Here is a 22,923-nt window from a genome sequence, read left to right on the forward strand (position 1 = left end):
ATGAGACCGAGGCATTTTAATTGTCCATACAACGACAACGGCCCGGAAAAACCGGGCCGTTATAGGATCTACTCGAAAAGGAAATGATCAGCTGGCTGCTTTGCATTCCTTCATTTTGTCCTTCAAGGACGCGGGCTTTTTCACCTTGCCTTTGATTTTGCCATCAGACAAAGCTTTCAGATAGGAGTAGAGCGCATCCAATGCCTGCTCTTCAGACATGCAGGTTTTTTCCACCAAGCCGATTTCCATGATCTTGGGCGCCATCGGAGTCATGATAGTACCAGCACGACCTTCCTTGACCACTTTAATGAAATCTTCCTTGCTCAGCTTCTTGATGCTTTCAGTCAAATCGGGGAAAGGACGAACATCATGGCAAGTCCCACAACCCCGGCCTGCGGCGCGCTCGTAAATTTTCATCCCCAGCCAAAGCATCTCATCTTCGGTAAAATCGACGGCAAAAGCCATGGATGACATGCCCATGCTCACAATCATGGCAGCGCCTAAGATAACTTTATGAAATTTCATTCATTTCCTCCTTAGATTCAAATTTAAGGTGTATCCACGATAACGGCTATTTCATGAATTAACCCTGAACTTTTCTTGACCTTTCAAACCATTACCGAACTCCCTTGCAAGAGATTGAAATTATATCAAATTCACCGCCTTGAAATGCCGGGATTATTTCCCGAGAGTATCTTCATAATTCCCTGGTCGCTTTAAATTGCACCAGTGGCCAGCGTTCTTCGGCTAATTGCAGATTGACCCGGCTGGGAGCCAAATAGACCAGAAAATCTCCGCCATCTAGCGCCAGATACTCGAAGTTCTTGCGTTTGAAGTCTTCCAGCATTTTGGGGTCTTCACACTCGATCCAGCGGGCGGTGGCCACACTCACATTTTCGTAACTACACTCAACGTTGTACTCGCTTTTCAAGCGGAAAGCCGTAACGTCGAACTGCAAAACCCCGACCGCGCCCAAAATCAAATCGTTGTTTTTCAGGGGGCGGAATACCTGGGTCGCGCCTTCCTCGCTCAACTGAATCAAACCCTTGTGCAGCGCCTTGGCACGCAGGGGGTCCTTGAGCGCTACCCGGCGGAAAAGTTCCGGGGCGAAATAGGGAATGCCGCCGAACTTGAGCTTTTCCCCCTGGGTGAAGGTATCGGCCACCTGGATGGTGCCGTGATTGTAAAGCCCGATGATATCGCCTGGCCACGCTTCTTCCACGTTTTTGCGGCTGGCAGCCTGGAAAGTGATGGCATTGGCGACATTGATGGATTTCCCCAAACGGACGTGCTGCAGTTTCATGCCTTTTTGGTATTTCCCGGAGCAGATCCGCAGAAAGGCAATCCGGTCCCGGTGCTGGGGATCCATGTTGGCCTGGATCTTGAAAACGAAGCCGGTGAATTTACGTTCATCGGGAGAAACCACCCGCTCCAGAGCCTGACGTGGCTGTGGCAGTGGGGCGTATTGGGCAAAGGCGTCGAGCAGTTCCAGCACGCCAAAGTTATTGATGGCGGAACCGAAGAAAACCGGGGTTTGCTTGCCTTCACGGTATTTCTCCGTGACGAATTCGTGACTGGCGCCGCGCACCAGTTCTATCTCTTCCCGTAGCTCCTCCGCCTGATCGCCTATTTTTTCTTCCAGCAAAGGGTTATCCAAGCCTTGGATAATTTCCCCCTTGACGACCCGGTCTCGGTGGCGGGCGTCAAACAAATGCACGGCATCTTCATAGAGGTGATAGACCCCCTGGAAGCGCTTGCCCATGCCGATGGGCCAGGTGACCGGTGCGCATTCAATCCCCAGCACAGATTCGATTTCATCCAAAAGCTCGATGGGATCACGCCCTTCCCGGTCCAGCTTGTTGATGAATGTGATAATTGGAGTGTCACGCAGACGGCAAACCTCCATTAATTTGATGGTCCGCTCCTCCACCCCCTTGGCGCTGTCGATGACCATCAAGGCAGAGTCTACGGCGGTCAAGGTCCGGTATGTGTCCTCGGAAAAGTCGGCGTGTCCCGGGGTATCAAGCAAATTCATTAAACAACCTGCATGCTCGAACTGCATCACCGAGGTGGTCACCGAAATCCCCCGTTGCTTCTCCATTTCCATCCAGTCGGAAGTCGCATGACGCGAGGCTTTGCGCCCCTTGACCGCGCCCGCCAACTGAATGGCGCCGCCGAATAATAAGAGCTTTTCCGTCAACGTGGTCTTCCCGGCATCAGGGTGGGAAATGATGGCAAAGGTGCGGCGTTTTTGAATTTCTTGTAAACGTTCTGTCATGATTAAATTTATGGAAAATCAACAATTATAGCGTGGTTAAGCCTTTCTCTGACTTGTAGGTTTCATCTCAGTTCAGCGCTTTTCATGTCACCTCGAGATGGAAGGGACTTTTCCCGAACCATTACGATGAATCAAGCTCCGTATTAACCCGAATATTTCACCAGCCGACTTCGGGCTCTCATATAATTTATTGATTCGGGAAAAGAAGATGCTTCAATTTAACAGTGTTCACGAAGTACAATTTGTCCCCGGCCCGAATCCTATCCCGGCCCTGGCTGGTCCAGGCACGCCTGGACTTGGGCTTCCTTCAAGCCATAGCTATGGCTATGCCTTTCAGTCCAGCCCGGCGTCCAGTCGCACCTGTCCTGCGCCATCATCCAGGATGCTGGTGAAATATTCAGGTTAATGTCATCAATCAATTATTTGCTCCATGGTTTTTTTTTGATTCGGGGTCTATGGTAATCTTAATGAATTTTCAAACAGGAGCACTCCCATGTCTGCCACAGACAAAAGCACACAAAACGACGGGGTTTTTTTCACCCTGACGGATGAGCGCGACGGCCAACAGTACCGTTTGCCCCTGCTTTTCGGAACGTTGGGCGCCCCGGCCATTGATATCCGCAATTTTTACAACACCTCCGGCGTTCTTACCTACGATCCGGGATTTACCTCCACCGCGGCATGCAGCTCCGCCATCACCTACATTGATGGCGATGAAGGCATCCTGCTTTACCGGGGCTATCCCATCCAGGAACTGGCCGTTCAAAGCGATTACATGGAAGTCTGCTATTTGCTCCTTTATGGAGAGCTGCCTTCTGCTGAAGCAAAGGCGGAATTCGAGCGGGACATCAAGCTCCACACCATGCTCCACGATCAGCTGATGCTGTTCTTCCGGGGATTCACCCGCAACGCTCACCCCATGGCCATCATGGTGGGCGTGGTCGGCGCGCTATCGGCTTTTTACCACGACAGCACCGATATCAGAGACCCGCAGCAACGGATGCTGGCGGCCTATCGCATAATTGCCAAGATGCCCACCATCGGCGCCTATGCCTATCGTTACTCTCTCGGCCGCCCGTTTGTCTATCCCAAAAATGATTTCAGCTACGCGGAAAACCTGCTGTACATGACCTTTTCCGTCCCCACCGAGGAGTACATACCCAACCCGGTACTGGTGAAAGCGCTGGACCGGATTTTGATTCTTCACGCCGATCACGAGCAAAATGCCTCCACTTCCACGGTTCGCCTGGCGGGTTCTTCAGGAGCCAATCCATTTGCCTGTATCGCCGCAGGCATCGCTTCCCTGTGGGGTCCTGCCCATGGGGGCGCCAATGAAGCGGTGCTTAAAATGCTCACGGAAATCGGAGATAAGAGCCGGATTCCGGAATACATTAAGCGCGCCAAGGATAAAAACGATCCTTTCCGCTTGATGGGTTTTGGCCACAGGGTTTATAAAAATTACGACCCGCGCGCCCAAATCATGCGCGAGACCTGCCACGAAGTGTTGACAGAGCTGGGCATTAAAGACGACCCCCTGCTCGATCTGGCCATGGAATTGGAGCGGATCGCCCTTCAAGACGACTATTTTATCGAGCGAAAACTTTATCCCAACGTGGATTTTTATACCGGCATCATTATGCGGGCCATGGGTTTTCCCACCAACATGTTCACGGTATTGTTCGCCATTGGCCGCACTGTTGGCTGGGTCGCCCATTGGAAAGAGATGATTGCCGATCCCAAAATCAAAATCGGTCGCCCTCGTCAGCTCTATGTTGGTCATCCCAAGCGTGAATATATCCCGCTGGAAAAACGCAAACAGACCGAAACCCGTGGTTGGAGCCGGTTATGGGGCGGAGGCAATAAAAACGGTAAATAATCTGTCACCGGCTCCGGATCAAGGTTTACTTGCATGGTTCGCAGGCAACCGAGGAAGAACAGCTAGTAATAGCTCATTCATTAGGAAAATAAAAAACTTATGGAAATTCCGGAGTCTCCCCGCCTGATGATTAATATGCTTACACGCGGCTGTTTTTTATTTTTTCTGGTGTTTATGGCAAGCTGTGCGCCGCTGCAACCACAGCCAAGTCCGCTCCCATCCCCGACCATAGATTGGGAACGGCATGCCCGGGCGCTATCCCGGGCAGGGAAACATACCCAAGCCGCCATGAAATATCAGCAGGGTGCTGAAACCATCACCGGCGCCCAGCGGCAGCGTTATCTGCTTTATGCCGCCCAGGAATTACTCAAAGCAGGCGATACCCAAGCGGCCACCAGGCTGCTGGCAAAAATTCGCCCGGATCAACTGCCACCACAGGACCAAATTCCCCATGCTCTGCTGGCTGCACAATTGGCTTTGGATTCTGGGGAGCCGGGAGAAGCCTTGTCCATTCTGGAAAGGATTCATCCCAACCAATTACCAAAACCCCAGCGGATTCATTATCACAAAATCCGGGCCGCTTCATTTGCGATATTGGGTAACTTAAAAAACAGCCTTCAGGAGCGGTTGACCCTCTCCCAATTGCTGAGAACAGCCCAGGAAATCGAGGAGAATAATCAGGCGATTTTGGAAGCTTTGTTATTGCTTTCCCCCGATGAGCTCGAACAAATACAGACCATTCCCCATCGCGACATGCCAGGGTGGGTAGCACTGGCCCGGATAATAAGCCGATATTCGTCCCTGTCCCCGGAACTGGAGCGGGCCTTATACCGATGGCGGCTGGCTTACCCTGATCACCCGGCCAAATATCGGCGTTTTTTGGAACATTTTTTAGCGCAGCGCCAACGTTCTTTTCAACCACCCCAACAAATCGCGGTTTTGTTACCGCAGTCCGGCCCCTTTCAAAATGCCGCCGAAGCCATCAAAACCGGGATTGCCACGGCACAAAACCTGCCCAGTAATTCCTATTTCCCGGCTTTGAGTTACTACGATAGTGAATCTGCCGATCCCGTTTCTCTCTACCAACAGGCATCCCAGGAAGGTGCTGAATTGATCCTAGGCCCTTTGCAAAAAAGCAACGTCGAACAGCTGGGACAAATCACAAAACTCAATCCGCCGGTTCTCTCCCTCAACCGGATCGAAAATTTATACCGCAGCGGCCTCTATCAATTTTCTTTAAGCCCGGAAGAGGAAGCCCGCCAAGTCGCCAACAGTGCCTGGCTACACAATCATCAGCGGGCATTGATTTTGGTGCCTGATACCGCCTTTGGCCAAAGAATTGGCGAATATTTCGCCAGTTATTGGCAGACCCTGGGCGGCACTGTCCTGGAAATCCAATACTTCGATAATACGGTTTCCGATTTTTCCAAGCCCATTGAGCGCTTGCTCAATATTGATGAAAGCCGCCAGCGCTTTCGCAGCTTAAAAAGGGTGATTGGGAACGCTGTGATGGAAACCCGGATCCGGCGGGATGCGGACTTTCTCTTTCTTGTCGCCAACCCCAAACAAGGGCGGCTGATCCGGCCCCAACTGTTGTTCTACCGTGCCGAATACCTGCCTGTGTACGCTACCTCGTCAATCTACGGCGGTCACCGCAACCCACGCTGGGATAAGGATCTGGAGGGGGTACGTTTTTGTGACATTCCCTGGCTGCTCGGTGGCGAATATCAAAATGCTCCCTCACTGCAAGCCTTTGAGGCCGAGCAGGGAAGGTTTCCCGGGCCCTATCTACGGTTGGTTGCCCTGGGCATTGATGCCTATCACCTGCCCTTCACCCTGCTGGTCAACGGACAACGCTATCCAGGCACTACCGGTGCCTTGACCCTCCGGGACGATGGGCATATCGCCCGCCAGTTGACCTGCGCCGAATTCAAAAATGGGGTACCCGTGATCTATGGCATGGCACCCGATATTGTGATTGATGTGCCCGAAGAAGAATAACGCCGTAACAGGCAAAACTGCCGAGGAAGAAGCGCTCGCCTTTCTTCAGCAGCAGGGATTGGTATTGCTGACCAAAAATTTCCGCTGCAAACATGGGGAAATCGATCTGATATTCAACGACGGTCCCACGCTCGTCTTTGTGGAAGTGCGTTACCGTAAAAACCCCCGGTTTGGTGGCGCCCTGGCCAGCGTGGATTACCGTAAACAACAACGTTTGATCCGTTGCGCGGAATATTACCTGATGCAATCTCATTCCAACCAACCGGCCCGGTTCGATGTCGTCGCCATCGATGCCAATTCCGGCATTCAATGGATCAAAGACGCTTTTCAGGTCACTCTATGAACAACACCGACCGCATCCAACAATGCTTCCAGGAAAATATCGCCCTGCAACAAAAGACCCTGGATTTGCTGGCGCCAGCCATCGATTCCGCCGCCCAAATGCTGACCCAGGCTTTATGTCGCGGCGCCAAAATCCTCTGCTGCGGCAATGGTGGCTCCGCCTCCCAGGCCCAACACTTTACTTCCGAATTATTAAATCGCTTTGAACGGGAACGGCCCGGACTACCCGCCATCCCCCTCACCTGCGATAGCGCCACCCTGACCTCCATTGCCAACGACACTCACTTTCAAGAAGTTTTCGCCCGCCAAATTCAGGCTTTGGGAAATCAGGGGGATATATTAGTTTTATTCACCACCAGCGGCATTTCTCCCAACATTCTGCAGGCAGCAAGGATTGCCCAAGAGCGGGGACTGGCTGTAATTGCTGTCTCCGGAAAAGACGGCGGCGAACTAACACAAATCCTGGGCGAAAAGGACCTGGAACTGCGGGTGCCCTCCCAAGAAACCCCAAGAATTCAGGAAATCCATCTCCTCATTGCCCACTGCTTGTGTGATTTGGTGGACAGGAATTTATTTGGGAACTAAAGCTTTGTCTTCTTAGGTGAGACTATTGATTAACCCGCATCACCATGACTAACGCCACAAATCACCCAATGGCAGAGGAACGACGTCAAACGGCTCAACAACCACTTCAGTATCGCCCTCAAACTGCCCCAGTGATTGCCACGCCTGTTGCTCCAGCACGTAGGCTTCCAGGCTCCGGGCTTCGGGATCAATCAGCCAGAGAAAAGGAACCCCAAAGCGGGCATAGCAAGGCATCTTGATTTCCCGGTCAATACTGCGGGTTGCAGGTGACAGAATCTCGCACATCCAGTCCGGTACAACTTCGAAACGGTGATCTTCAGGCAACTCCGGCATCCTTTGCCGTCTCCAGCCAGCCAGATCGGGCACTACTACCTCGGTATCCCGGACGAAGTGCACCTCCGGCTCCACCAAAATCCACCAACCTCCAGGGCCGCCGTCCCCGTCGTCATAATGCCGCCCAAGCCGGCGATCGAGGATGGACTCCGCCCGGATATGCGCTCCCTTGGGACGCGGCTGGGTGTGAAGGGTGCCGTTGATAATCTCCCCGGTCAGCCCGGGCGGCAATTCACACAACCGCTGGTATAAGGATTTGTGAATTGAAAGAACTTCGGCAGTGTTACTGGACATAGCGGCAAGGTTGATTTGGGTGACATTTTCAGTTTAACAAAATTGTAGCCCCTCGGCAGGCGTAATGAGCTACCTTGATAAGACGACGAATTAAGCTTTCAAAGGATCAAAAGGCAACAACTCAACCGTGCGATCTCACCGTCCACAATAAAGCACAGCGGACGATTAGCAGCCCAACGCTAATGGGGTAAATCAGATAATGGCGGGTCATGGCCAGGCTGAGGAGCACCAAGCCACCCAAAAGCCAGCCCCGGCACCACCACCCTTCCACGAACCATTCCAGAAACCGCAGCTCTTCCAGGCTCCAGCGCTCGCTGTGGTGGATGACAAAATAGCGGGTCAATGCTTCCAGAATGACGAAATACACAGGATAGGCTTTAAAAAGCGGGGCCTCGGAGCCGAAAACGTATTGCCAGTACATGGCCCAAACCAGTAATGTCCCCCATAAAAAGATATCGTAGGCAACCGGGGGACGAACGACCTTTTTCCAGCCTAGAACCACAGCCACCAGGATGGCTGCCGCACCCATACCGCCGACCCAGGGAGAAGCTAGCCAAGGCACCACTTGTGGCAGCCACCAAAACACCGCCACCAATAAAGCCGAGGTGAGGGTGAAGAGGGGAAAGATAAAAAAATTGCCTACCGCATTTTCTTTCATTGAGACATTTTAACCTGAATAAGGTGCCAGCATCACGGAGGATGGCACCTTATTCAGGACTGCGTCATTAAAACACGTAAAGGATTGATTGCCGGGGCTTGAATAGATGACGTAGCTCTGGCTCCGTACTCAGGTTATCCCATGAGTTCAATGCGCATGGATAAATCCACTGCTCTCAGATGCTTGGTCATGGCGCCGACTGAAATCCTGTCAACCCCGGTTTCGGCCACCTCGCGGATATTCTCCAAGCCGATATCGCCCGAAGCCTCCAATAAGGCTCTGCCCGCATTTCTTCGCACTGCCTGAACCAGTTCAGGCAGGGAAAAGTTATCCAGCAGAATAATATCCGCGCCCGCGGCCAACGCCTGGTCCATTTCTTCCAGGTTCTCCACTTCCACTTCAATGGGCAACCCCGTGTTCAACGCCCGCGCCCGGGCAATCGCCTCATCAATGGAGCCGGCGGCGAGGATATGGTTTTCCTTGATCAAAATGCCGTCGTACAACCCGAAACGATGGTTTTGGCATCCTCCCACTCTGACCGCATATTTCTGTAACTGCCGCAGTCCCGGAATGGTTTTGCGGGTATCGAGCACCACTGCCTGGGTTCCCGCCACTTCGTCGGCAAACAGCCTTGCCAGGGTGGCCGTACCCGACAAGGTTTGGAGCAAATTCAGGGCGGTGCGTTCGCCGCTGAGCAGCGCCCGGGCCGGGCCCGTCACCCGGCACAAGAGCGCACCTTCCGGCACTTTTTGCCCTTCATCCGCTTCCCATGCCACCTGACACCTGGAATCCAGCAGTTGAAATATGGCGGCAAACCAGTCCTGGCCACATACCACCATTGTTTCCCGGGTAATCACCATGGCGGTGGCGGAATACGTGGCAGGGATAATTTGGGCGGTGACATCGCCCTCCCCCAGATCTTCTTCCAGGAAACGGCGGACTTGAAAAGGATCAACTTTCATGACAGCGGCTCCATGTAATCCACATTGAGTTGTAATTGGCGCAGGCCCCGGAATTCATTGATTTCCAACTGATAAGCCAGGCGGATTTGGGAACAGGACAGCCATTCGGCCGGGTTGTCCGGGAAAAAGGCAATGGCATCGAGAGGCTTGTCGATACCAGCGCCTTTCACTTGCAGTTTCAAATGCTTTTCTCCGACAATGCGCGCCGAAGCCACCTGGAAGTCACCGTGGAACAATGGTTCAGGAAAGCCTTGCCCCCAGGGCCCACCCAAACGCAGCGACCGGGCAAGTTCGAGGGAAAAGTCCCCCGCCTCAAGCGCGCCATCGGTATGAATTTGATCCTCCATTACCAATTGGGCCAAATGCCGGGATGCATGTTCATCAAATGCCTGAACAAAACGGTCGAAATGGGTTCGCTCCAGGGTAAGGCCCGCAGCCATGGCGTGTCCGCCGTAACGGAGAATCAGTCCGGGAAAATAGGCATCCACTTCGCTGAGTAGATCCCGGATATGCAGCCCCGGAATGGACCGGGCCGAACCCTTGAGCAAGCCATCTTCCCCCGGTGCAAAAGCAATCACCGGACGGGACAATCGCTCACGTATCCTGGAAGCCAGGATGCCGATGACACCTTCGTGCCAGCTCTCATCGAAAAGGCAGACGCCATTGGATTGATCAGTCCGCCAATCTTCCGCCGCCAGCAGCAATAAAGCATCGTCTTTCATTCGCGCCTCAATTTCCCGCCGCTCCCGGTTAAGGGTATCCAGCCGGACAGCCAATTGCATGGCCTGGGCACTATCATCCGCCAACAAACAGCGGATACCCAAGGACATATCTTCAAGACGCCCGGCGGCATTGAGGCGGGGACCAACGGCGAATCCCAGGTCGGCGGCGGACAAATGCCCGCTCTGGCGCCCGGCAACCTCGATCAATGCCCGGATTCCGGGCCGCGCCCTGCCCGCCCGCATCCGCTGCAATCCCTGATGCACCAAAATCCGGTTGACGCTATCCAGGGGCACAACATCGGCCACCGTGCCCAACGCCACCAGATCCAGTAATTCCGCCAGGTTAGGCTCGGGGAGTCCCAAACGCTCAAACTCGCCCTGCTCGCGCATTTTTGACCGCAGCGCGGTCAACACATAAAACATCACCCCCACGCCAGACAAGGCTTTTCCCGGAAACCCGTCGCCCGAAACATTGGGATTGACAATGGCATCAGCGCCAGGCAATTGTTCCCCCGGCAAGTGATGGTCCGTAATCAGGACTTCCAGCCCCTCTGCCTTGGCTTCGACCACACCGGCAATGCTGGCAATGCCGTTGTCCACCGTAAGTAATAGTTGGGGGTTTTTTGCCATGGCCGCCCGCACCAGCGAGGGTGTCAGTCCGTAACCGTCCCGGAAACGGTCGGGAACAATGAAATCCACCCTGCGCGCGCCCAGGGCCCGCAAGCCAAGCATCGCCACTGCGCAGGCCGTCGCCCCGTCGGCATCGTAATCTGCTACCACCAGAATCGATTTTTGTTGGCGAATGGCAGCCAGCAAACGGTCCACCATCACTTCCATGCCTTGTAGCAACCAGGGCGAAGGAAGGCGCTTGAGGGAAAGATCCAGATCTTCATGGCCGCGAATACCCCGGGCGAGATACACCCGTTTCAAAACCGGATGTAGCTCCGAAGGCAATTGATGATCCCCGTCTGGCACGGGGCGGGGCACGATTTTGCGGGAACCGTTTTTCAATCCAGGGTTTCCAGCCGGATCCGGTGCATGGGCGCCTTGACCGCGGGATGCGCCTCGATTTGCGTGGCCGCGGCATCCAGGGATTTTTCCTTGACTTTGTGGGTCAGGAAAATCAACGGCACTTCCGCTTGTCCCGGTTGGGGTTCCTTTTGGATCACCGCTTCAATACTGATGCCCTGATCGGCCAGAAAACGGGCGATATCCGCCAACACCCCAGGCCGGTCGGCCACGCTCAGGCGCAGATAATAAGCGGCTTCGATTTCCGCCATGGGCAGCACCGCCATATCCGACAAGGCGTCGGGCTGAAATGCCAGATGGGGCACCCGGTGTTCGGGATCGGCGGTCATTACCCGCACCACATCGACCAAATCAGCCACCACCGCCGAGGCGGTGGGCTCGGCCCCGGCGCCGGGACCGTAATAAAGCGTTGGCCCCACGGCATCGCCTTTGACCACCACCGCGTTCATCACCCCATCCACATTGGCCAATAAGCGGCGCTGAGGAATCAAACAGGGATGCACCCGCAATTCCACGCCGTTGTCGCTACGGCGAGCTATGCCTAGATGTTTGATCCGGTAACCCAATTCCTCGGCATAACGGACATCCTCGCCGGTCACTTGGCTGATGCCTTCGGTGTAAACCTTGTCGAATTGCAGCGGAATACCGAAAGCGATGGCGGCGAGAATGGTCAATTTATGGGCGGCGTCGATCCCTTCGATGTCAAAGGTGGGATCGGCCTCGGCATAGCCCAGTGCCTGGGCTTCCTTGAGCACGTCGGCGAAATCCCGCCCCTTGTCGCGCATTTCGGTGAGAATGAAATTGCCGGTGCCGTTGATGATGCCGGCAATCCATTCGATACGGTTGCCCGCCAGTCCTTCCCGGAGTACCTTGATGATGGGAATGCCTCCGGCCACCGCTGCCTCGAAATTGACCATCACCCCTTTTTCCGACGCCTTGGCGAAAATTTCGTTACCGTGCAAGGCAATCAGGGCCTTGTTGGCGGTAACCACGTGCTTGCCCAACTCAATAGCGCGCAGCACCAGTTCCTTGGCGGGAGATTCGCCGCCAATCAGTTCCACCACGATGTCAATCTGCGGGTCTTCCACCAATTGAAACGGATCGCTGACCAAATCAATATTGTCGGTGGGGCACAAACGGGGCTTGTCAGGACTGCGAGTAAACGCCTTGGCAATGACAATCTCGCGCCCGGCCCGGCGGCTGATCTCCCGGCCATTGCGATTCAACACATTGACCGTCCCGCCACCGACGGTCCCCAACCCCAATAAACCTATTTTTACCGGCTGCAATTTGAATCCCCTTACGTATATGTTTTCACCGCTACAGCACCCCATCCCGCCGCATCATCATCCGGATACCCCGAATGGCCTGGCGGGTGCGGTGCTCGTTTTCAATCAGTCCGAAGCGGACAAACCCTTCCCCATACTGCCCGAATCCCACCCCAGGGGAAACCGCCACCTTGGCTTCCAGCAACATCTTCTTGGAAAACTCCAGAGAACCCATGGCCCGGTAGGCTTCCGGAATCGGTGCCCAAACGAACATGGTCGCCTTGGGTTTTTCCACGTTCCAGCCCAGTTGATTCAAGCCTTCGCACACAACATCCCGGCGGCTGCGGTACAGCTCCCGGATTTGCGCCACGCAATCCTGCGGCCCTTCCAGGGCGGTAATGGCGGCAATCTGAATCGGCGTGAACATACCGTAATCCAAATAAGATTTGAGCCTGCCCAGCGCATCCACCAGTTCCCGGTTGCCGCACATGAATCCCACCCGCCAGCCGGGCATGTTGTAGCTCTTGGACAACGAGAAAAATTCCACCGCCACATCCATCGCCCCCGGCACTTCCAGAATGGAAGGCGCGCGGTAGCCGTCGAACACAATATCGGCATAGGCCAGATCGTGCACCAGCCAGATTTTGTGCTCCCGGGCAATGGCCACCACCCGCTCGAAAAAGTCAAGATCGACGCATTGGGTCGTGGGGTTGGCGGGAAAATTGAGAATCAACATTTTCGGCCGCGGCCATAAATCCTGAATGGCCTGCTCCATTTCTTCAAAAAAATCCCGCTCCGTGGTCAAGGGCACGTGCCGGATATCGGCGCCGGCAATCACGCAACCGTAAGGATGGATGGGGTAGGCCGGATTGGGCACCAACACCACATCGCCTGGGCCCAGTGTCGCCAGGGCCAAATGAGCCAAGCCCTCCTTGGAACCGATGGTGACAATGGCCTGGGATTCAGGATCGAGTTGAACGTTATAACGCTTGGCATACCAGTCGCAAATCGCCTTGCGCAGGCGCGGGATGCCCTTGGACATTGAATAACGGTGGGTATTGTCCCGCTGCGCCGCTTCCACCAATTTGTCGATAATATGGCGTGGGGGCGGCTGGTCGGGATTGCCCATCCCAAAGTCGATGATGTCCTCTCCCGCCGCCCGCTGCTTGGCCTTGAGCTGGTTGACGATGCTAAATACATAGGGGGGGAGACGCTTGATGCGCTGAAATTCTTCCATGCCTTGTTTCCGAAACGGATAAAATCAGTGTAAGTTACTTGTCCTGTTTCACCCTGTCAAACCCAAAAACAGAAGAAAAACACCATGAAACCAGTAACCAAAATCTTTGTTTGGCAATGCTTATACCTAGTATTATTGCTGACAGGTTCCAGCCACCCAATTCATGCGGAAACCTCTACGCAACCGCCTTTTTTATCTTCCGATACGGTTTTACATCATCCACCCGCGGCAGGCATGGGCTTCCGCACCCGTTTTCTGAACCACGATATCACCATTCCTGCGATGGACCGCCGCGCCATCAACGCTTGGGTAGCCGGCTCCACCATCAATTTCCCCAAACCGTCCGGGCGGCGGCTTGAACCTTTGGCCGCCCTTTATTTCTGGCGCCGGCCCAATCAAGATCGACTTTTTTATGCCGATATCGCTGGTCTGTACAACCACCTGTTTTTCGCCCAGGCTTTTGAAAAGGGCAAGCCTTTGGAATGGGTCACGACATTTGAAAATTATACAATTCCCTTCCTCAAACAAACCGAATTGATTGAAGGAAAGCAAGACAAAGCATCGGAAGTCGAATGGGGCTATGTGCGCCCCGGCTTCGGACTTGGTTTCCGCCAACCTGTCCCACCTTTCCGGGAAGACAACATGGCGGCGGTGGATTTTATCGTCGAACCGGGATTTCTCTATTTCGGCCGTCACAATCACCGGAAGGGCTTTGTCAAGCCCCGGGATACTTTCGAGCTACGCACCCGGCTGCAAGTGAAATGGGATGCCTTGACCCGCAATTTCATGAATTTAGTCGATACCGGTTTTGCCTTTGGCGCCGACGGCATCTGGGGACATCGCGCCCGTTGGCGGGACTGGGGGATCAACCGCCAGGAACGCGGCCACAACAGCTATGCTTTGGTCACCGCCTATGGGGTTGGTTCCATGCGCTTGCCCTTTGCCGACAGCGGCCGGCACCGTTTGATTGGATCGGTATTTGGCGGAATCGGCCATCACCTGGACCGCTTTAACCGTAATGTCACCCAGCGGCTGGGGGGCGGCGTCAACCCGGTTGGAGAAGAATTCCATACGTTGGGCAATCCAGTGCTTCCCGGCGCCGCCTATCTGGAGTTCTTTCCCCGCCATTACCTGATTGCTTACGGGGAATACCGGTTTGCCGCCACATTTTTCTCCTTTCTCCATTTTTATGGTGGCGGCGCTTACCTGGATCCCAGGAAAATAAATAATGGCAAAATCTTGCGCGAGGATACCATTATGCCCTTCGCTGGCGCCCGCATCACTACCGGCTTGCCAGGCAAATTGCGGCTGGTGATTGACTATGCCCATAACTTTGGCCTTAAACGACGAGGGAAAGGTTACGGCAATCAAGTCACCATTTGGGTTTCACGATTATTTTAAGGCTGGAAATTGCCCGATAAGCGGTAGAATTCAAGTTATACAAAGTTCATGGGCGGGAGAGCGGTTAATGTCTGTTAAACCAGAATTTGTTGATCTCGACGCCATGGAAGCGCGCAACCGGCGCCTGCATTTACTGGGAAATACGCTGAAATCCCATTTTGTAGGCATCGATAGCGTCATCGACGAGTTGCTTGAAGCTATTCGAATCTGGTACTTGATGCCCCAAGTATTGACCCGTCCCCTGATTATCAATCTTTGGGGAATGACGGGCGTGGGCAAAACCGATTTGATCCGCCAATTGGCGTCGGGGCTGGATTTCCAGGAACGTTTTGTCGAAGTGGAATTAACCAATGCCGACCGCACTTCCTGGATAACCTCCGTCAGGGCAGTCCTGAACGAGAACAATCTGAACGACAGCGAGCCCAAAATCATCCTGTTTGATGAAATCCAGCGCTTCAATACCATCGACGAAGAAGGCAAACCGCTCACTAATACCAAATTTTCCGACTTCTGGGAACTGCTGTCCGATGGTCGCCTGTCCCGCCGCGACAGGGCGGAGATTGATTATCTTCTGGCTGAAATCATCCACAATGAACGCAGGCAACGCCGGCAAAAAGATGAAGACCCGGAGGAAGACGATGATGAATTCGGCCTCTGGAATGCGCAAAAAATCAAACAGGCACTGGGGCTGGAGATACCCCTTCAAGACGTGGCGGACCTGTCCCGCCCGCAGTTGATTACTTTGCTCCAACAGGCACGGACTTCAAAACAACTCTACGAACCCATCAATCACGCCAAAACCCTGATTTTCATCTGCGGCAACCTGGACGATGTGTTTTCCATGGCCAACATGACTGCCGAGGCAGACATAGACGCTGATATTTACCACGCCTTTACCAAAAAAATCACCTTGGTGGATATCAAGCGTTCGCTATCCAGGCGCTTCAAGCCGGAACAAGTGGCCCGCTTTGGTAACATCCACATTATTTACCGAAGCCTGCGGCGTGCTGATTTTGAAGCATTGATCCAGCAGGAAATTCACCGTATTCGGAAACGCACGGGAGACTTATTCGGCATCGATTTACGGATAGACTCAACCGTCGCCGATCTAATCTATCGAAATGGCGTGTTTCCGGTCCAGGGAGTAAGGCCGGTGTTTTCCACGGTTGCCGATGTCCTGGAAACCCATCTTGCCCAATTACTCTTTCACGCCCTTACCCATGACAGCACCCAGCTTGATCTGGAATACAACCAGGAAAAACAATGCTTGCGCGCCATTTTTGACGGCAAGAACACGACTGAAATCCCCTATACGGGCCGGCTAGACCATATCCGTCAAAGCACCAGCCCGGATTTGCTGGCCAACACCAGCGTTCACGAAGCAGGCCACGCAGTGGCTTATGGCGTGCTTTTCAAAATGGCGCCACTGCAATTGACCGCCCGGGTCGCTTCCAGCGAAACAGCTGGTTTTACTTTTCCCCATCAAATTTACGACACCGCCAATCATCTGCTGTACCGCATTCAAGTCCTGCTGGCCGGGGGGGCGGCAGAGGAATTGATTTTCGGCCACGGCAACGCCAGCGGAGGCCGGCTCAGCGATCATGAACAGGCTACCAAGCTAGCCATGGATTATGTGCGCCGGTACGGCTTTGACGAAGAGTTTCATGCCAATTACGCGCTAACCCACGAATATGCCATGGATATGACAGTCACCGATACCGATATCGAAAAAATGCTCACCCGACTGAAAAGCGAAGCACAAAAAATCCTCTCGGAAAATGAAGACTTGCTCTTGGATCTTTCCCGGACTTTGGTCACAAAAGGAGTGCTGCATGCCGAAGAGGTTGCCGCCATTGCCGCCGAGCATGGTTTGAAACTGGAAGTAAAGCCAGAGGGCTATATCTATACCCCCGGCTATGCCTCCCGACTGCAAGAAAAAAAATGAACATCGGCTTCGTTTCCACCCGGCTGGCGGGCACTGACGGCGTTTCTCTGGAGTCGGCCAAATGGGCCCAGGTGCTCCACGAAAACGGCCACCAATGTTTTTATTTCGCCGGCGAATTGGATCGCCCATCGGAATACAGCCATTTGGTGCCAGAAGCCCACTTCAAACATCCACTGATTCAGCAAATCAACGCGGATCTATTCGACGACATCTACCGCAGCCCCAGCACTTCCGAGACTGTCAGCGCCCTCCGCCGCCGTCTAAAACAACGTCTCAGATATTTCATCGAGCAATTTCAACTGGACCTGCTCATCATTGAAAATGCCCTGTCAATCCCTATGAACGTGCCCCTGGGCCTGGCATTGACTGAATTCATCACGGAAACCCGGATTCCCGCCATCGCCCACCACCACGATTTTGCCTGGGAACGCCCACGGTTCGCTCTCCACGCCGCCGAGGATTATCTGAAAGCCGCTTTCCCGCCAGCCATGTCCTTTATCCATCATGTAGTCATCAATTCCTATGCGGCGGAACAAGTAGCGCTGCGTACAGGCATGCGTTCGACGTTGATTCCTAACGTCATGCCTTTCGAGAATCCCCCGCCGCCACCGGATGAGATCACCCATTTTTTAAGGGCCGAACTGGGCATCGATGAAAATGAAGTCTTGCTTTTACAGCCTACCCGGATTGTTCCCCGCAAGCGAATCGAACGCGCCATCGAACTGGCCCGTAAACTGGATCAACCCTGTTGTTTGCTCATTACCCACTCCAGCGGCGACGAAGGGGACGCTTATTTTCACTACCTGATGGAATATGCCGAGTTGCTCAAAGTCAGAGTGTTGTTTGCATCGGACCGGTTCAATCACCAGCGCCGGGTCACGGCCGACGGCAAGCAGATTTTTTCCTTGGCCGACGCCTATTTCCAAGCGGACTTAGTGACCTATCCCTCGACCTTGGAAGGCTTCGGTAACGCTTTTCTGGAGGCAATCTATTACCGGCGGCCCTTGCTCATGAGCCGTTATGAAATCTTCAAAACCGATATTCAACCGAAAGGGTTTAAAGTCATCGCTTTTGATGATTTCATCGCCGACGATACTGTCCGGGCTGTTAAAAATTTACTGGCCCATCCCGAGCAAAGCCGAAAAATGGCGGACCATAATTATCAACTGGGTCTGAAGTATTATTCCTATTCGGTCTTGTGTAAGCGGCTTTGCGCCCTCATAGAACAAAGTTGTGAACATTTATCAAGATGAGGAATGGTCATGACTTTGATCTATGATTGGCTGGCCAAAATCAACTATACCCACCCACTTCACCCGGTGTTTGTCCACTTTCCCATCGGGTTGACGGCAGGCGCTTTTTTTCTGTTGCTGGGATTCTATCTGCTCAAACGATCGTCACTACCATTATCCGCTCGCCATGTTGCCGTTCTTGCCATGCTATTTCTTCCCTTTGCCGTTATCACTGGCATTGCGGATTGGCAAAGGTTTTACGCAGGCGTTTGGCTGCCGGAAATCAAGATTAAAGTCATTCTCGCTGCCACCCTTTTTATTCTTCTCACCCTGGTTATCTGGTTGGGGCTGCGGAAACGCAGTGCTAACGGACTCCTCACCGGCCTGTTGGCCCTGGCTGTCGCTAATATCGGGGCATTGGGCTATTTCGGCGGGGAATTGGTGTATGGCAGCCGGGTACCCAAGGCACCCGTCGCCTTGCAGGCAGGGCAAAGAACCTTTGAGAGCAATTGCGCTGGCTGCCACCCACGGGGCGGTAATATCATCGTGCCGCAGTTACCTCTGCGCAGCGCGCCTCAACTGAAAGAATTTGGCACCTTTTTGGCCTTTTTGCGCAACCCAAAAATGCCAGACCGAACTACCGGCATGATGCCGGTGTTTCCCGCTTCAAAACTCTCGGATCAGGAAGTCAGGCAGCTTTATCTATATTTGCGTTTTGCCTTTGTGGAATCGCGTCGCGGGGAGATGATGCCGCAACCGGAAATGCCTCCGCAATGATCTTGCAGTTGCCCAAAGCGGTTATTGTTCTCAGCCTGGTATCGTTTCTCAACGATGCCGCCAGTGAAATGATTACGCCCCTGTTGCCGTTGTTTCTCACGGTCGTGCTCGGCGCGGGAACCACGGTTGTCGGTTTGGTGGAAGGCGTCGCCGAAGCCACCGCCAGTCTGTTGAAACTGGTCTCCGGGCGTCTGGCGGACCGGGGATGGCGGTATAAACCATTGGTTTTGGGAGGCTATTCCCTGTCTAACATCGCCCGTCCCCTGATTGGTCTTGCCACCAGTTGGCCTTGGGTGTTAGGCCTTAGGTTTGCCGACCGTATTGGCAAAGGCATCCGCACCGCCCCCCGGGACGCCATCATTGCTCACGCCACCCCGCCCCATTTATTGGGACGAGCCTTTGGCTTGCACCGGGCTCTGGATAACGCCGGGGCAATTATCGGCCCGCTCCTAGCATTTTGGCTGTTGCAACAAAATGTTCCAATGCAGCATATCTTTCTCTGGTCAATTCTGCCGGGACTGGGGGTGCTGCTTTTATTGGCGCTGGGACTGGAGCAAACACCGCCTGTCCCCGCCCAGCCTCTTCCGCCACTGCGCTGGCGTGGGCTGTCACCCTCTTTGCAAGGATTAATTCTAGCCAGCGGGGGGCTTGCCCTGGCTTCGGCCCCGGAAGTATTTCTGATTTTATGGGCCACGGAGAGAGGCATGGCAATCGCCTGGGCGCCACTCCTGTGGGCTGCAGCCAGCGCCGTAAAAACCTTAATTGCGCTCATGGGGGGCGAGCTGTCTGACAAACTGGGACGGCTCCCGGTTTTGCTGATTGGCTGGGGAGGACGTATTGCAGTATTGATTGCCCTGGCGCTGGCGGAAGACGGTTTACTGCTGACCTGGGGATTATTTTTGGGCTATTCCGCCGCCCTTGCGTTTACCGAAGGACCAGAGCGGGCATTGGTGGGCGACACGGCCGATAAGCGACTGAAAGCCACCGTCTTTGGCCTGTATCACATGATTGTGGGACTGGCGGCATTGCCAGGAGCGGTATTATTTGGCTTCCTCTGGGAAACCTGGAGTTCAACCACGGCATTTTTGACCGCGGCGGTCATTACCACCCTTTCCGCGCTGACCTTGATTATCATGGTTTCACGTAACCGATAAAGAGGAGGATTGTTCAATGCAATATTCAACCCTGGGGCCCGGTGGTCCAAAAGTCAGCCGAATTTGCCTGGGCACCATGACCTTCGGCGAACAAAACAGTGAAGCCGAAGCCCATGCGCAAATGGATCTGGCCTTCGAACGCGGGGTCAATTTCTTCGATACCGCCGAGATGTATCCGATTCCGCCCCGGGCGGAAACCCAAGGCCGCACTGAAGTCTATATCGGTAACTGGCTCGCCAAAACCGGCCGCCGTGACCAAATCATCCTCGCCACCAAAGTTTCCGGACCTGGCGCCGATTGGCTGCCCTGGATCCGCGGTGGCCCGCGTCTTGACGGTAAGCATATCCGCCAGGCGCTCCACGACAGCCTGAAACGATTACAAACCGATTATGTGGATTTGTACCAAATTCATTGGCCGGAGCGGCAAACCAACTTTTTCGGCAAACTGGGCTATGAACATCACCCAGAAGCCGACGGCATCCCCATTGAGGTCACCCTGGAAGCGCTGGTTAAACTCATGGAAGCAGGGAAAATCCGCGCTATCGGCGTATCCAACGAAACGCCTTGGGGCGTCATGCAATATCTCCATCTGGCCGAAAAGCACGGCTGGCCGCGCATTGTCAGCATCCAAAATCCCTACAATTTGCTCAATCGCAGTTTCGAAATCGGCCTGGCGGAAATCGCCCACCGGGAAAGTGTCGGCCTTCTGGCCTACTCGCCCTTGGCATTCGGTGTTTTGAGCGGAAAGTATCTAAACGGCGCCAGGCCAACGGGAGCCCGCTTAACCCTTTTTCCCGGTTACGGCAGATACAGCAAGCCCCAGGTGGAAACCCAGGTAAAACAGTATGTGGCTTTGGCCCGCCAACATGGATTGAGCCCGGCCCAAATGGCTTTGGCCTATGTCAATAGCCGCCTATTTCTGACTGCTAACATTATCGGCGCGACAACCCTGGAACAATTGGAAGAAGATATCGACAGCATCCATCTGGGACTGTCGGCGGATGTCATGGCGGAAATTGAAAGGATTCACGAGCAATGCCCGAATGTGGCGCCATGAAAAGTCGGGTAAGAATCCGCCTCTTAATATTACCCACTGGAGGGATGCTAATCAGCTAAGAAATTGGTCGGGGTGACTGGATTTGAACCAGCGACTTCCGCCTCCCGAAGACGGCGCTCTACCAAGCTGAGCTACACCCCGAAATCAATAAGAACGTTGTACCGAAAATTCCGCCATGGCCACTAATGCTTCCTTGAAAGCGGAAGGCATCAAGGGCGAAATGGAGTGAATGGCCTTGTCGGCCTCTTCCTTGGCGCGGGCTTCAGTGTACGCGATCGCATCGGTGGATTCAACGATTTCATAAACCTTGGCGAAGGCCTCGCGGTCACCTTGTTCGATGCTTTGGCGGATCACTTCTGCCTGCTTGTCTGTCCCTTTTTCCATTGCCCGGATTAAAGGCAATGTCGGTTTACCTTCCGCCAAATCATCCCCAAGATTTTTTCCCAGGGCTTCGGGATCGGCCTTATAGTCCAAAGCATCGTCAATCAGCTGAAACGCCGTGCCCAAGTGCAGCCCGTAATCCGCCAAGCCTTTTTCAACTTTCGGCGGCGCCTTGGCAACTACCGCCGCCAGTTGCGCCGCAGCGCTGAACAAGATGGCGGTCTTGCGCCAAATCACTTCCAGGTACCTGGCTTCCGAAGTGGCGGCATTATTAACGTTAAGCAGTTGCAATACCTCTCCCTCGGCAATCGCGGTGGTAGTCTTGGACATGATTTCCATGATCCGCATGCTTTGCAGCCGCACCATCATCTCGAAGGATGTGGAATAAAGATAATCCCCCACCAACACGCTGGCCGCATTCCCCCACACCGCGTTGGCGGTATCTTTGCCCCGGCGAAGATCGGATTCATCCACCACATCATCATGCAGCAGTGTGGCGGTATGAATGAATTCTATGACAGCCGCCAAGGTAATGTGATGATCCCCCTGATATTCTAGGGCATTGGCCGCCAGCAGCAAAATCAATGGCCGAAACCGTTTGCCGCCACTGTTGATAATGTAATTGCCAATTTGATTAATCAGCACCACATCAGAGCTCAATTCGTCAATAATCAAGCGGTCCACAGCTTTGACTTGATCCGCTACCAAAGCGCGAATTTGCTCAAACCCCTGAAAAGGATCCAGTGCGGTATTAGTGAGTGAAGTGGCTGTCATACAGTGTTATATTAATTCTTTTAGAGAAAAGTAATGTCCGCTATTTTAATGGCAAATGGCGGCGGTAATGTGACTTTTTCAAGGTTGTTTGGTCAATCGATAAAAAGCCCCCGCCACCAAAATTTCCGATTCGATATTACATCATATTTTCGCGCCTGATCGGAGAGCGCAAAGCATCAGCGTAGTAGCCAATACAATATACAATACTCCATAAAGTTGACCAAACCCTATCTGCAATGTATTATTAATTGTTTATGCTAAACGGTATTGAACGGAGCACACAGCGATGTACGCGGTGATTCAAACAGGCGGAAAACAGTATCGCGTCAAAGAAGGCGATAAAATCAAAGTAGAAAAACTCAATGCTGGCGAAGGCGAGCCCATTGAATTCGACCAGGTTTTAATGGTCAGTTCCGATAATGGGGTCAAGGCAGGCAACCCTTTGGTGGAAGGCGGTAAAGTCGCTGCCCGGGTCATTGCCCACGGGCGGCACAAAAAAATTAATATTCTCAAGTTTAAGCGCCGTAAACAATATTTGAAACGGCAGGGCCATCGCCAATATTATACGGAAGTCCAAATCACGGACATCTCGGCTTAAATCTAATGCGAAGAGGACT

20 protein-coding genes and 1 tRNA gene are annotated in these 22,923 nt (G+C 53.6%); 11 read left to right on the forward strand and 10 right to left on the reverse strand.

The window, feature by feature from the left end; translation table 11 throughout:
• Positions 1-87 precede the first annotated feature (87 nt).
• Entirely contained in the window at positions 88-525 is a 438-nt protein-coding gene (locus AXA67_09895) for a hypothetical protein (protein ID KXJ40604.1), read from the reverse strand.
• A gap of 172 nt (positions 526-697) precedes the next feature.
• The gene (gene prfC / locus AXA67_09900) at positions 698-2,278 is read right to left on the reverse strand and encodes a peptide chain release factor 3 (protein KXJ40605.1); all 1,581 of its coding nucleotides are present in this window, start codon (positions 2,276-2,278) and stop codon (positions 698-700) included.
• Between the two features lie 493 nt (positions 2,279-2,771).
• Between prfC and gltA the strand changes: the two genes are divergently transcribed.
• From gltA to AXA67_09920, 4 genes are all read left to right on the forward strand, one after another.
• Positions 2,772-4,154, forward strand: a complete 1,383-nt coding sequence (gltA, locus tag AXA67_09905; GenBank protein ID KXJ40606.1) for a type II citrate synthase — start codon at positions 2,772-2,774, stop codon at positions 4,152-4,154.
• A gap of 99 nt (positions 4,155-4,253) precedes the next feature.
• Positions 4,254-6,155 carry a hypothetical protein gene (locus AXA67_09910; protein KXJ40607.1) on the forward strand — a complete coding sequence of 634 codons (1,902 nt, stop codon included), beginning with the start codon at positions 4,254-4,256 and terminating at the stop codon, positions 6,153-6,155.
• Positions 6,136-6,498 carry a hypothetical protein gene (locus AXA67_09915; protein KXJ40608.1) on the forward strand — a complete coding sequence of 121 codons (363 nt, stop codon included), beginning with the start codon at positions 6,136-6,138 and terminating at the stop codon, positions 6,496-6,498. The genes AXA67_09910 and AXA67_09915 overlap by 20 nt, the downstream gene beginning before the upstream one ends.
• Positions 6,495-7,082, forward strand: a complete 588-nt coding sequence (locus tag AXA67_09920; GenBank protein ID KXJ40609.1) for a phosphoheptose isomerase — start codon at positions 6,495-6,497, stop codon at positions 7,080-7,082. The genes AXA67_09915 and AXA67_09920 overlap by 4 nt, the downstream gene beginning before the upstream one ends.
• A 48-nt stretch (positions 7,083-7,130) precedes the next feature.
• Here the strand turns inward: AXA67_09920 and AXA67_09925 are convergent, their stop codons facing one another.
• The 6 genes from AXA67_09925 to AXA67_09950 form a co-directional block, all read right to left on the reverse strand.
• A complete protein-coding gene (locus AXA67_09925; protein ID KXJ40610.1) occupies positions 7,131-7,709 on the reverse strand; it encodes a hypothetical protein in 579 nt (192 codons plus the stop codon).
• Positions 7,710-7,830: 121 nt separating this feature from the next.
• A complete protein-coding gene (locus AXA67_09930) occupies positions 7,831-8,367 on the reverse strand; it encodes a hypothetical protein (protein ID KXJ40611.1) in 537 nt (178 codons plus the stop codon).
• A 134-nt stretch (positions 8,368-8,501) separates the two neighbouring features.
• Entirely contained in the window at positions 8,502-9,329 is an 828-nt protein-coding gene (locus tag AXA67_09935; protein KXJ40612.1) for a nicotinate-nucleotide pyrophosphorylase, read from the reverse strand.
• A complete protein-coding gene (locus AXA67_09940) occupies positions 9,326-11,041 on the reverse strand; it encodes a single-stranded-DNA-specific exonuclease RecJ (protein ID KXJ40659.1) in 1,716 nt (571 codons plus the stop codon). Before AXA67_09940 ends, AXA67_09935 begins: the two co-directional genes overlap by 4 nt.
• Before the next feature lie 17 nt (positions 11,042-11,058).
• Positions 11,059-12,369: a homoserine dehydrogenase gene (locus AXA67_09945; GenBank protein KXJ40613.1), complete on the reverse strand. Its 1,311-nt coding sequence runs from the start codon at positions 12,367-12,369 to the stop codon at positions 11,059-11,061.
• Between the two features lie 31 nt (positions 12,370-12,400).
• Complete coding sequence (locus AXA67_09950; GenBank protein KXJ40614.1) at positions 12,401-13,585, reverse strand: alanine transaminase; 1,185 nt, start codon at positions 13,583-13,585, stop codon at positions 12,401-12,403.
• Positions 13,586-13,669: 84 nt separating this feature from the next.
• Between AXA67_09950 and AXA67_09955 the strand changes: the two genes are divergently transcribed.
• The 6 genes from AXA67_09955 to AXA67_09980 all read left to right on the forward strand — a co-directional run bounded on the left by AXA67_09955 (position 13,670) and on the right by AXA67_09980 (position 21,151).
• On the forward strand, positions 13,670-14,986 hold the full coding sequence (locus AXA67_09955; GenBank protein KXJ40615.1) for a hypothetical protein: 1,317 nt from the start codon (positions 13,670-13,672) through the stop codon (positions 14,984-14,986).
• Between the two features lie 67 nt (positions 14,987-15,053).
• A complete protein-coding gene (locus AXA67_09960) occupies positions 15,054-16,931 on the forward strand; it encodes a peptidase M41 (protein KXJ40616.1) in 1,878 nt (625 codons plus the stop codon).
• Complete coding sequence (locus tag AXA67_09965; GenBank protein KXJ40617.1) at positions 16,928-18,184, forward strand: hypothetical protein; 1,257 nt, start codon at positions 16,928-16,930, stop codon at positions 18,182-18,184. The genes AXA67_09960 and AXA67_09965 overlap by 4 nt, the downstream gene beginning before the upstream one ends.
• 9 nt (positions 18,185-18,193) lie before the next feature.
• The gene (locus tag AXA67_09970; GenBank protein KXJ40618.1) at positions 18,194-18,940 is read left to right on the forward strand and encodes a hypothetical protein; all 747 of its coding nucleotides are present in this window, start codon (positions 18,194-18,196) and stop codon (positions 18,938-18,940) included.
• Entirely contained in the window at positions 18,937-20,094 is a 1,158-nt protein-coding gene (locus AXA67_09975; GenBank protein KXJ40619.1) for a hypothetical protein, read from the forward strand. Before AXA67_09970 ends, AXA67_09975 begins: the two co-directional genes overlap by 4 nt.
• 16 nt (positions 20,095-20,110) lie before the next feature.
• Positions 20,111-21,151: an aldo/keto reductase gene (locus tag AXA67_09980; protein KXJ40620.1), complete on the forward strand. Its 1,041-nt coding sequence runs from the start codon at positions 20,111-20,113 to the stop codon at positions 21,149-21,151.
• Between the two features lie 64 nt (positions 21,152-21,215).
• On the opposite strand, the gene AXA67_09985 is transcribed toward AXA67_09980, so the two are convergent.
• Positions 21,216-21,292: transfer RNA gene (locus AXA67_09985), tRNA-Pro, on the reverse strand.
• Between the two features lie 3 nt (positions 21,293-21,295).
• Positions 21,296-22,306: an octaprenyl diphosphate synthase gene (locus tag AXA67_09990; GenBank protein KXJ40621.1), complete on the reverse strand. Its 1,011-nt coding sequence runs from the start codon at positions 22,304-22,306 to the stop codon at positions 21,296-21,298.
• A 286-nt stretch (positions 22,307-22,592) separates the two neighbouring features.
• Between AXA67_09990 and rplU the strand changes: the two genes are divergently transcribed.
• A complete protein-coding gene (rplU, locus tag AXA67_09995) occupies positions 22,593-22,904 on the forward strand; it encodes a 50S ribosomal protein L21 (protein KXJ40622.1) in 312 nt (103 codons plus the stop codon).
• Positions 22,905-22,923 lie beyond the last annotated feature (19 nt).

This window comes from Methylothermaceae bacteria B42, from assembly GCA_001566965.1.
In the GTDB taxonomy this organism is placed as follows: domain Bacteria; phylum Pseudomonadota; class Gammaproteobacteria; order Methylococcales; family Methylothermaceae; genus Methylohalobius.

Bases quoted from the DNA above. Each gene is read 5' to 3' on its own strand.
- AXA67_09920 (KXJ40609.1), top strand. From the start codon at position 6,495: ATGAACAACACCGACCGCATCCAACAATGCTTCCAGGAAAATATCGCC.
- rplU (KXJ40622.1), top strand. From the start codon at position 22,593: ATGTACGCGGTGATTCAAACAGGCGGAAAACAGTATCGCGTCAAAGAA.
- prfC (KXJ40605.1), bottom strand. From the start codon at position 2,278: ATGACAGAACGTTTACAAGAAATTCAAAAACGCCGCACCTTTGCCATC.
- AXA67_09970 (KXJ40618.1), top strand. From the start codon at position 18,194: ATGACTTTGATCTATGATTGGCTGGCCAAAATCAACTATACCCACCCA.
- AXA67_09975 (KXJ40619.1), top strand. From the start codon at position 18,937: ATGATCTTGCAGTTGCCCAAAGCGGTTATTGTTCTCAGCCTGGTATCG.
- AXA67_09895 (KXJ40604.1), bottom strand. From the start codon at position 525: ATGAAATTTCATAAAGTTATCTTAGGCGCTGCCATGATTGTGAGCATG.
- AXA67_09960 (KXJ40616.1), top strand. From the start codon at position 15,054: ATGTCTGTTAAACCAGAATTTGTTGATCTCGACGCCATGGAAGCGCGC.
- AXA67_09955 (KXJ40615.1), top strand. From the start codon at position 13,670: ATGAAACCAGTAACCAAAATCTTTGTTTGGCAATGCTTATACCTAGTA.
- AXA67_09915 (KXJ40608.1), top strand. From the start codon at position 6,136: ATGTGCCCGAAGAAGAATAACGCCGTAACAGGCAAAACTGCCGAGGAA.
- AXA67_09930 (KXJ40611.1), bottom strand. From the start codon at position 8,367: ATGAAAGAAAATGCGGTAGGCAATTTTTTTATCTTTCCCCTCTTCACC.
- AXA67_09950 (KXJ40614.1), bottom strand. From the start codon at position 13,585: ATGGAAGAATTTCAGCGCATCAAGCGTCTCCCCCCCTATGTATTTAGC.
- AXA67_09925 (KXJ40610.1), bottom strand. From the start codon at position 7,709: ATGTCCAGTAACACTGCCGAAGTTCTTTCAATTCACAAATCCTTATAC.
- AXA67_09965 (KXJ40617.1), top strand. From the start codon at position 16,928: ATGAACATCGGCTTCGTTTCCACCCGGCTGGCGGGCACTGACGGCGTT.
- AXA67_09935 (KXJ40612.1), bottom strand. From the start codon at position 9,329: ATGAAAGTTGATCCTTTTCAAGTCCGCCGTTTCCTGGAAGAAGATCTG.
- AXA67_09990 (KXJ40621.1), bottom strand. From the start codon at position 22,306: ATGACAGCCACTTCACTCACTAATACCGCACTGGATCCTTTTCAGGGG.
- AXA67_09980 (KXJ40620.1), top strand. From the start codon at position 20,111: ATGCAATATTCAACCCTGGGGCCCGGTGGTCCAAAAGTCAGCCGAATT.
- AXA67_09910 (KXJ40607.1), top strand. From the start codon at position 4,254: ATGGAAATTCCGGAGTCTCCCCGCCTGATGATTAATATGCTTACACGC.
- gltA (KXJ40606.1), top strand. From the start codon at position 2,772: ATGTCTGCCACAGACAAAAGCACACAAAACGACGGGGTTTTTTTCACC.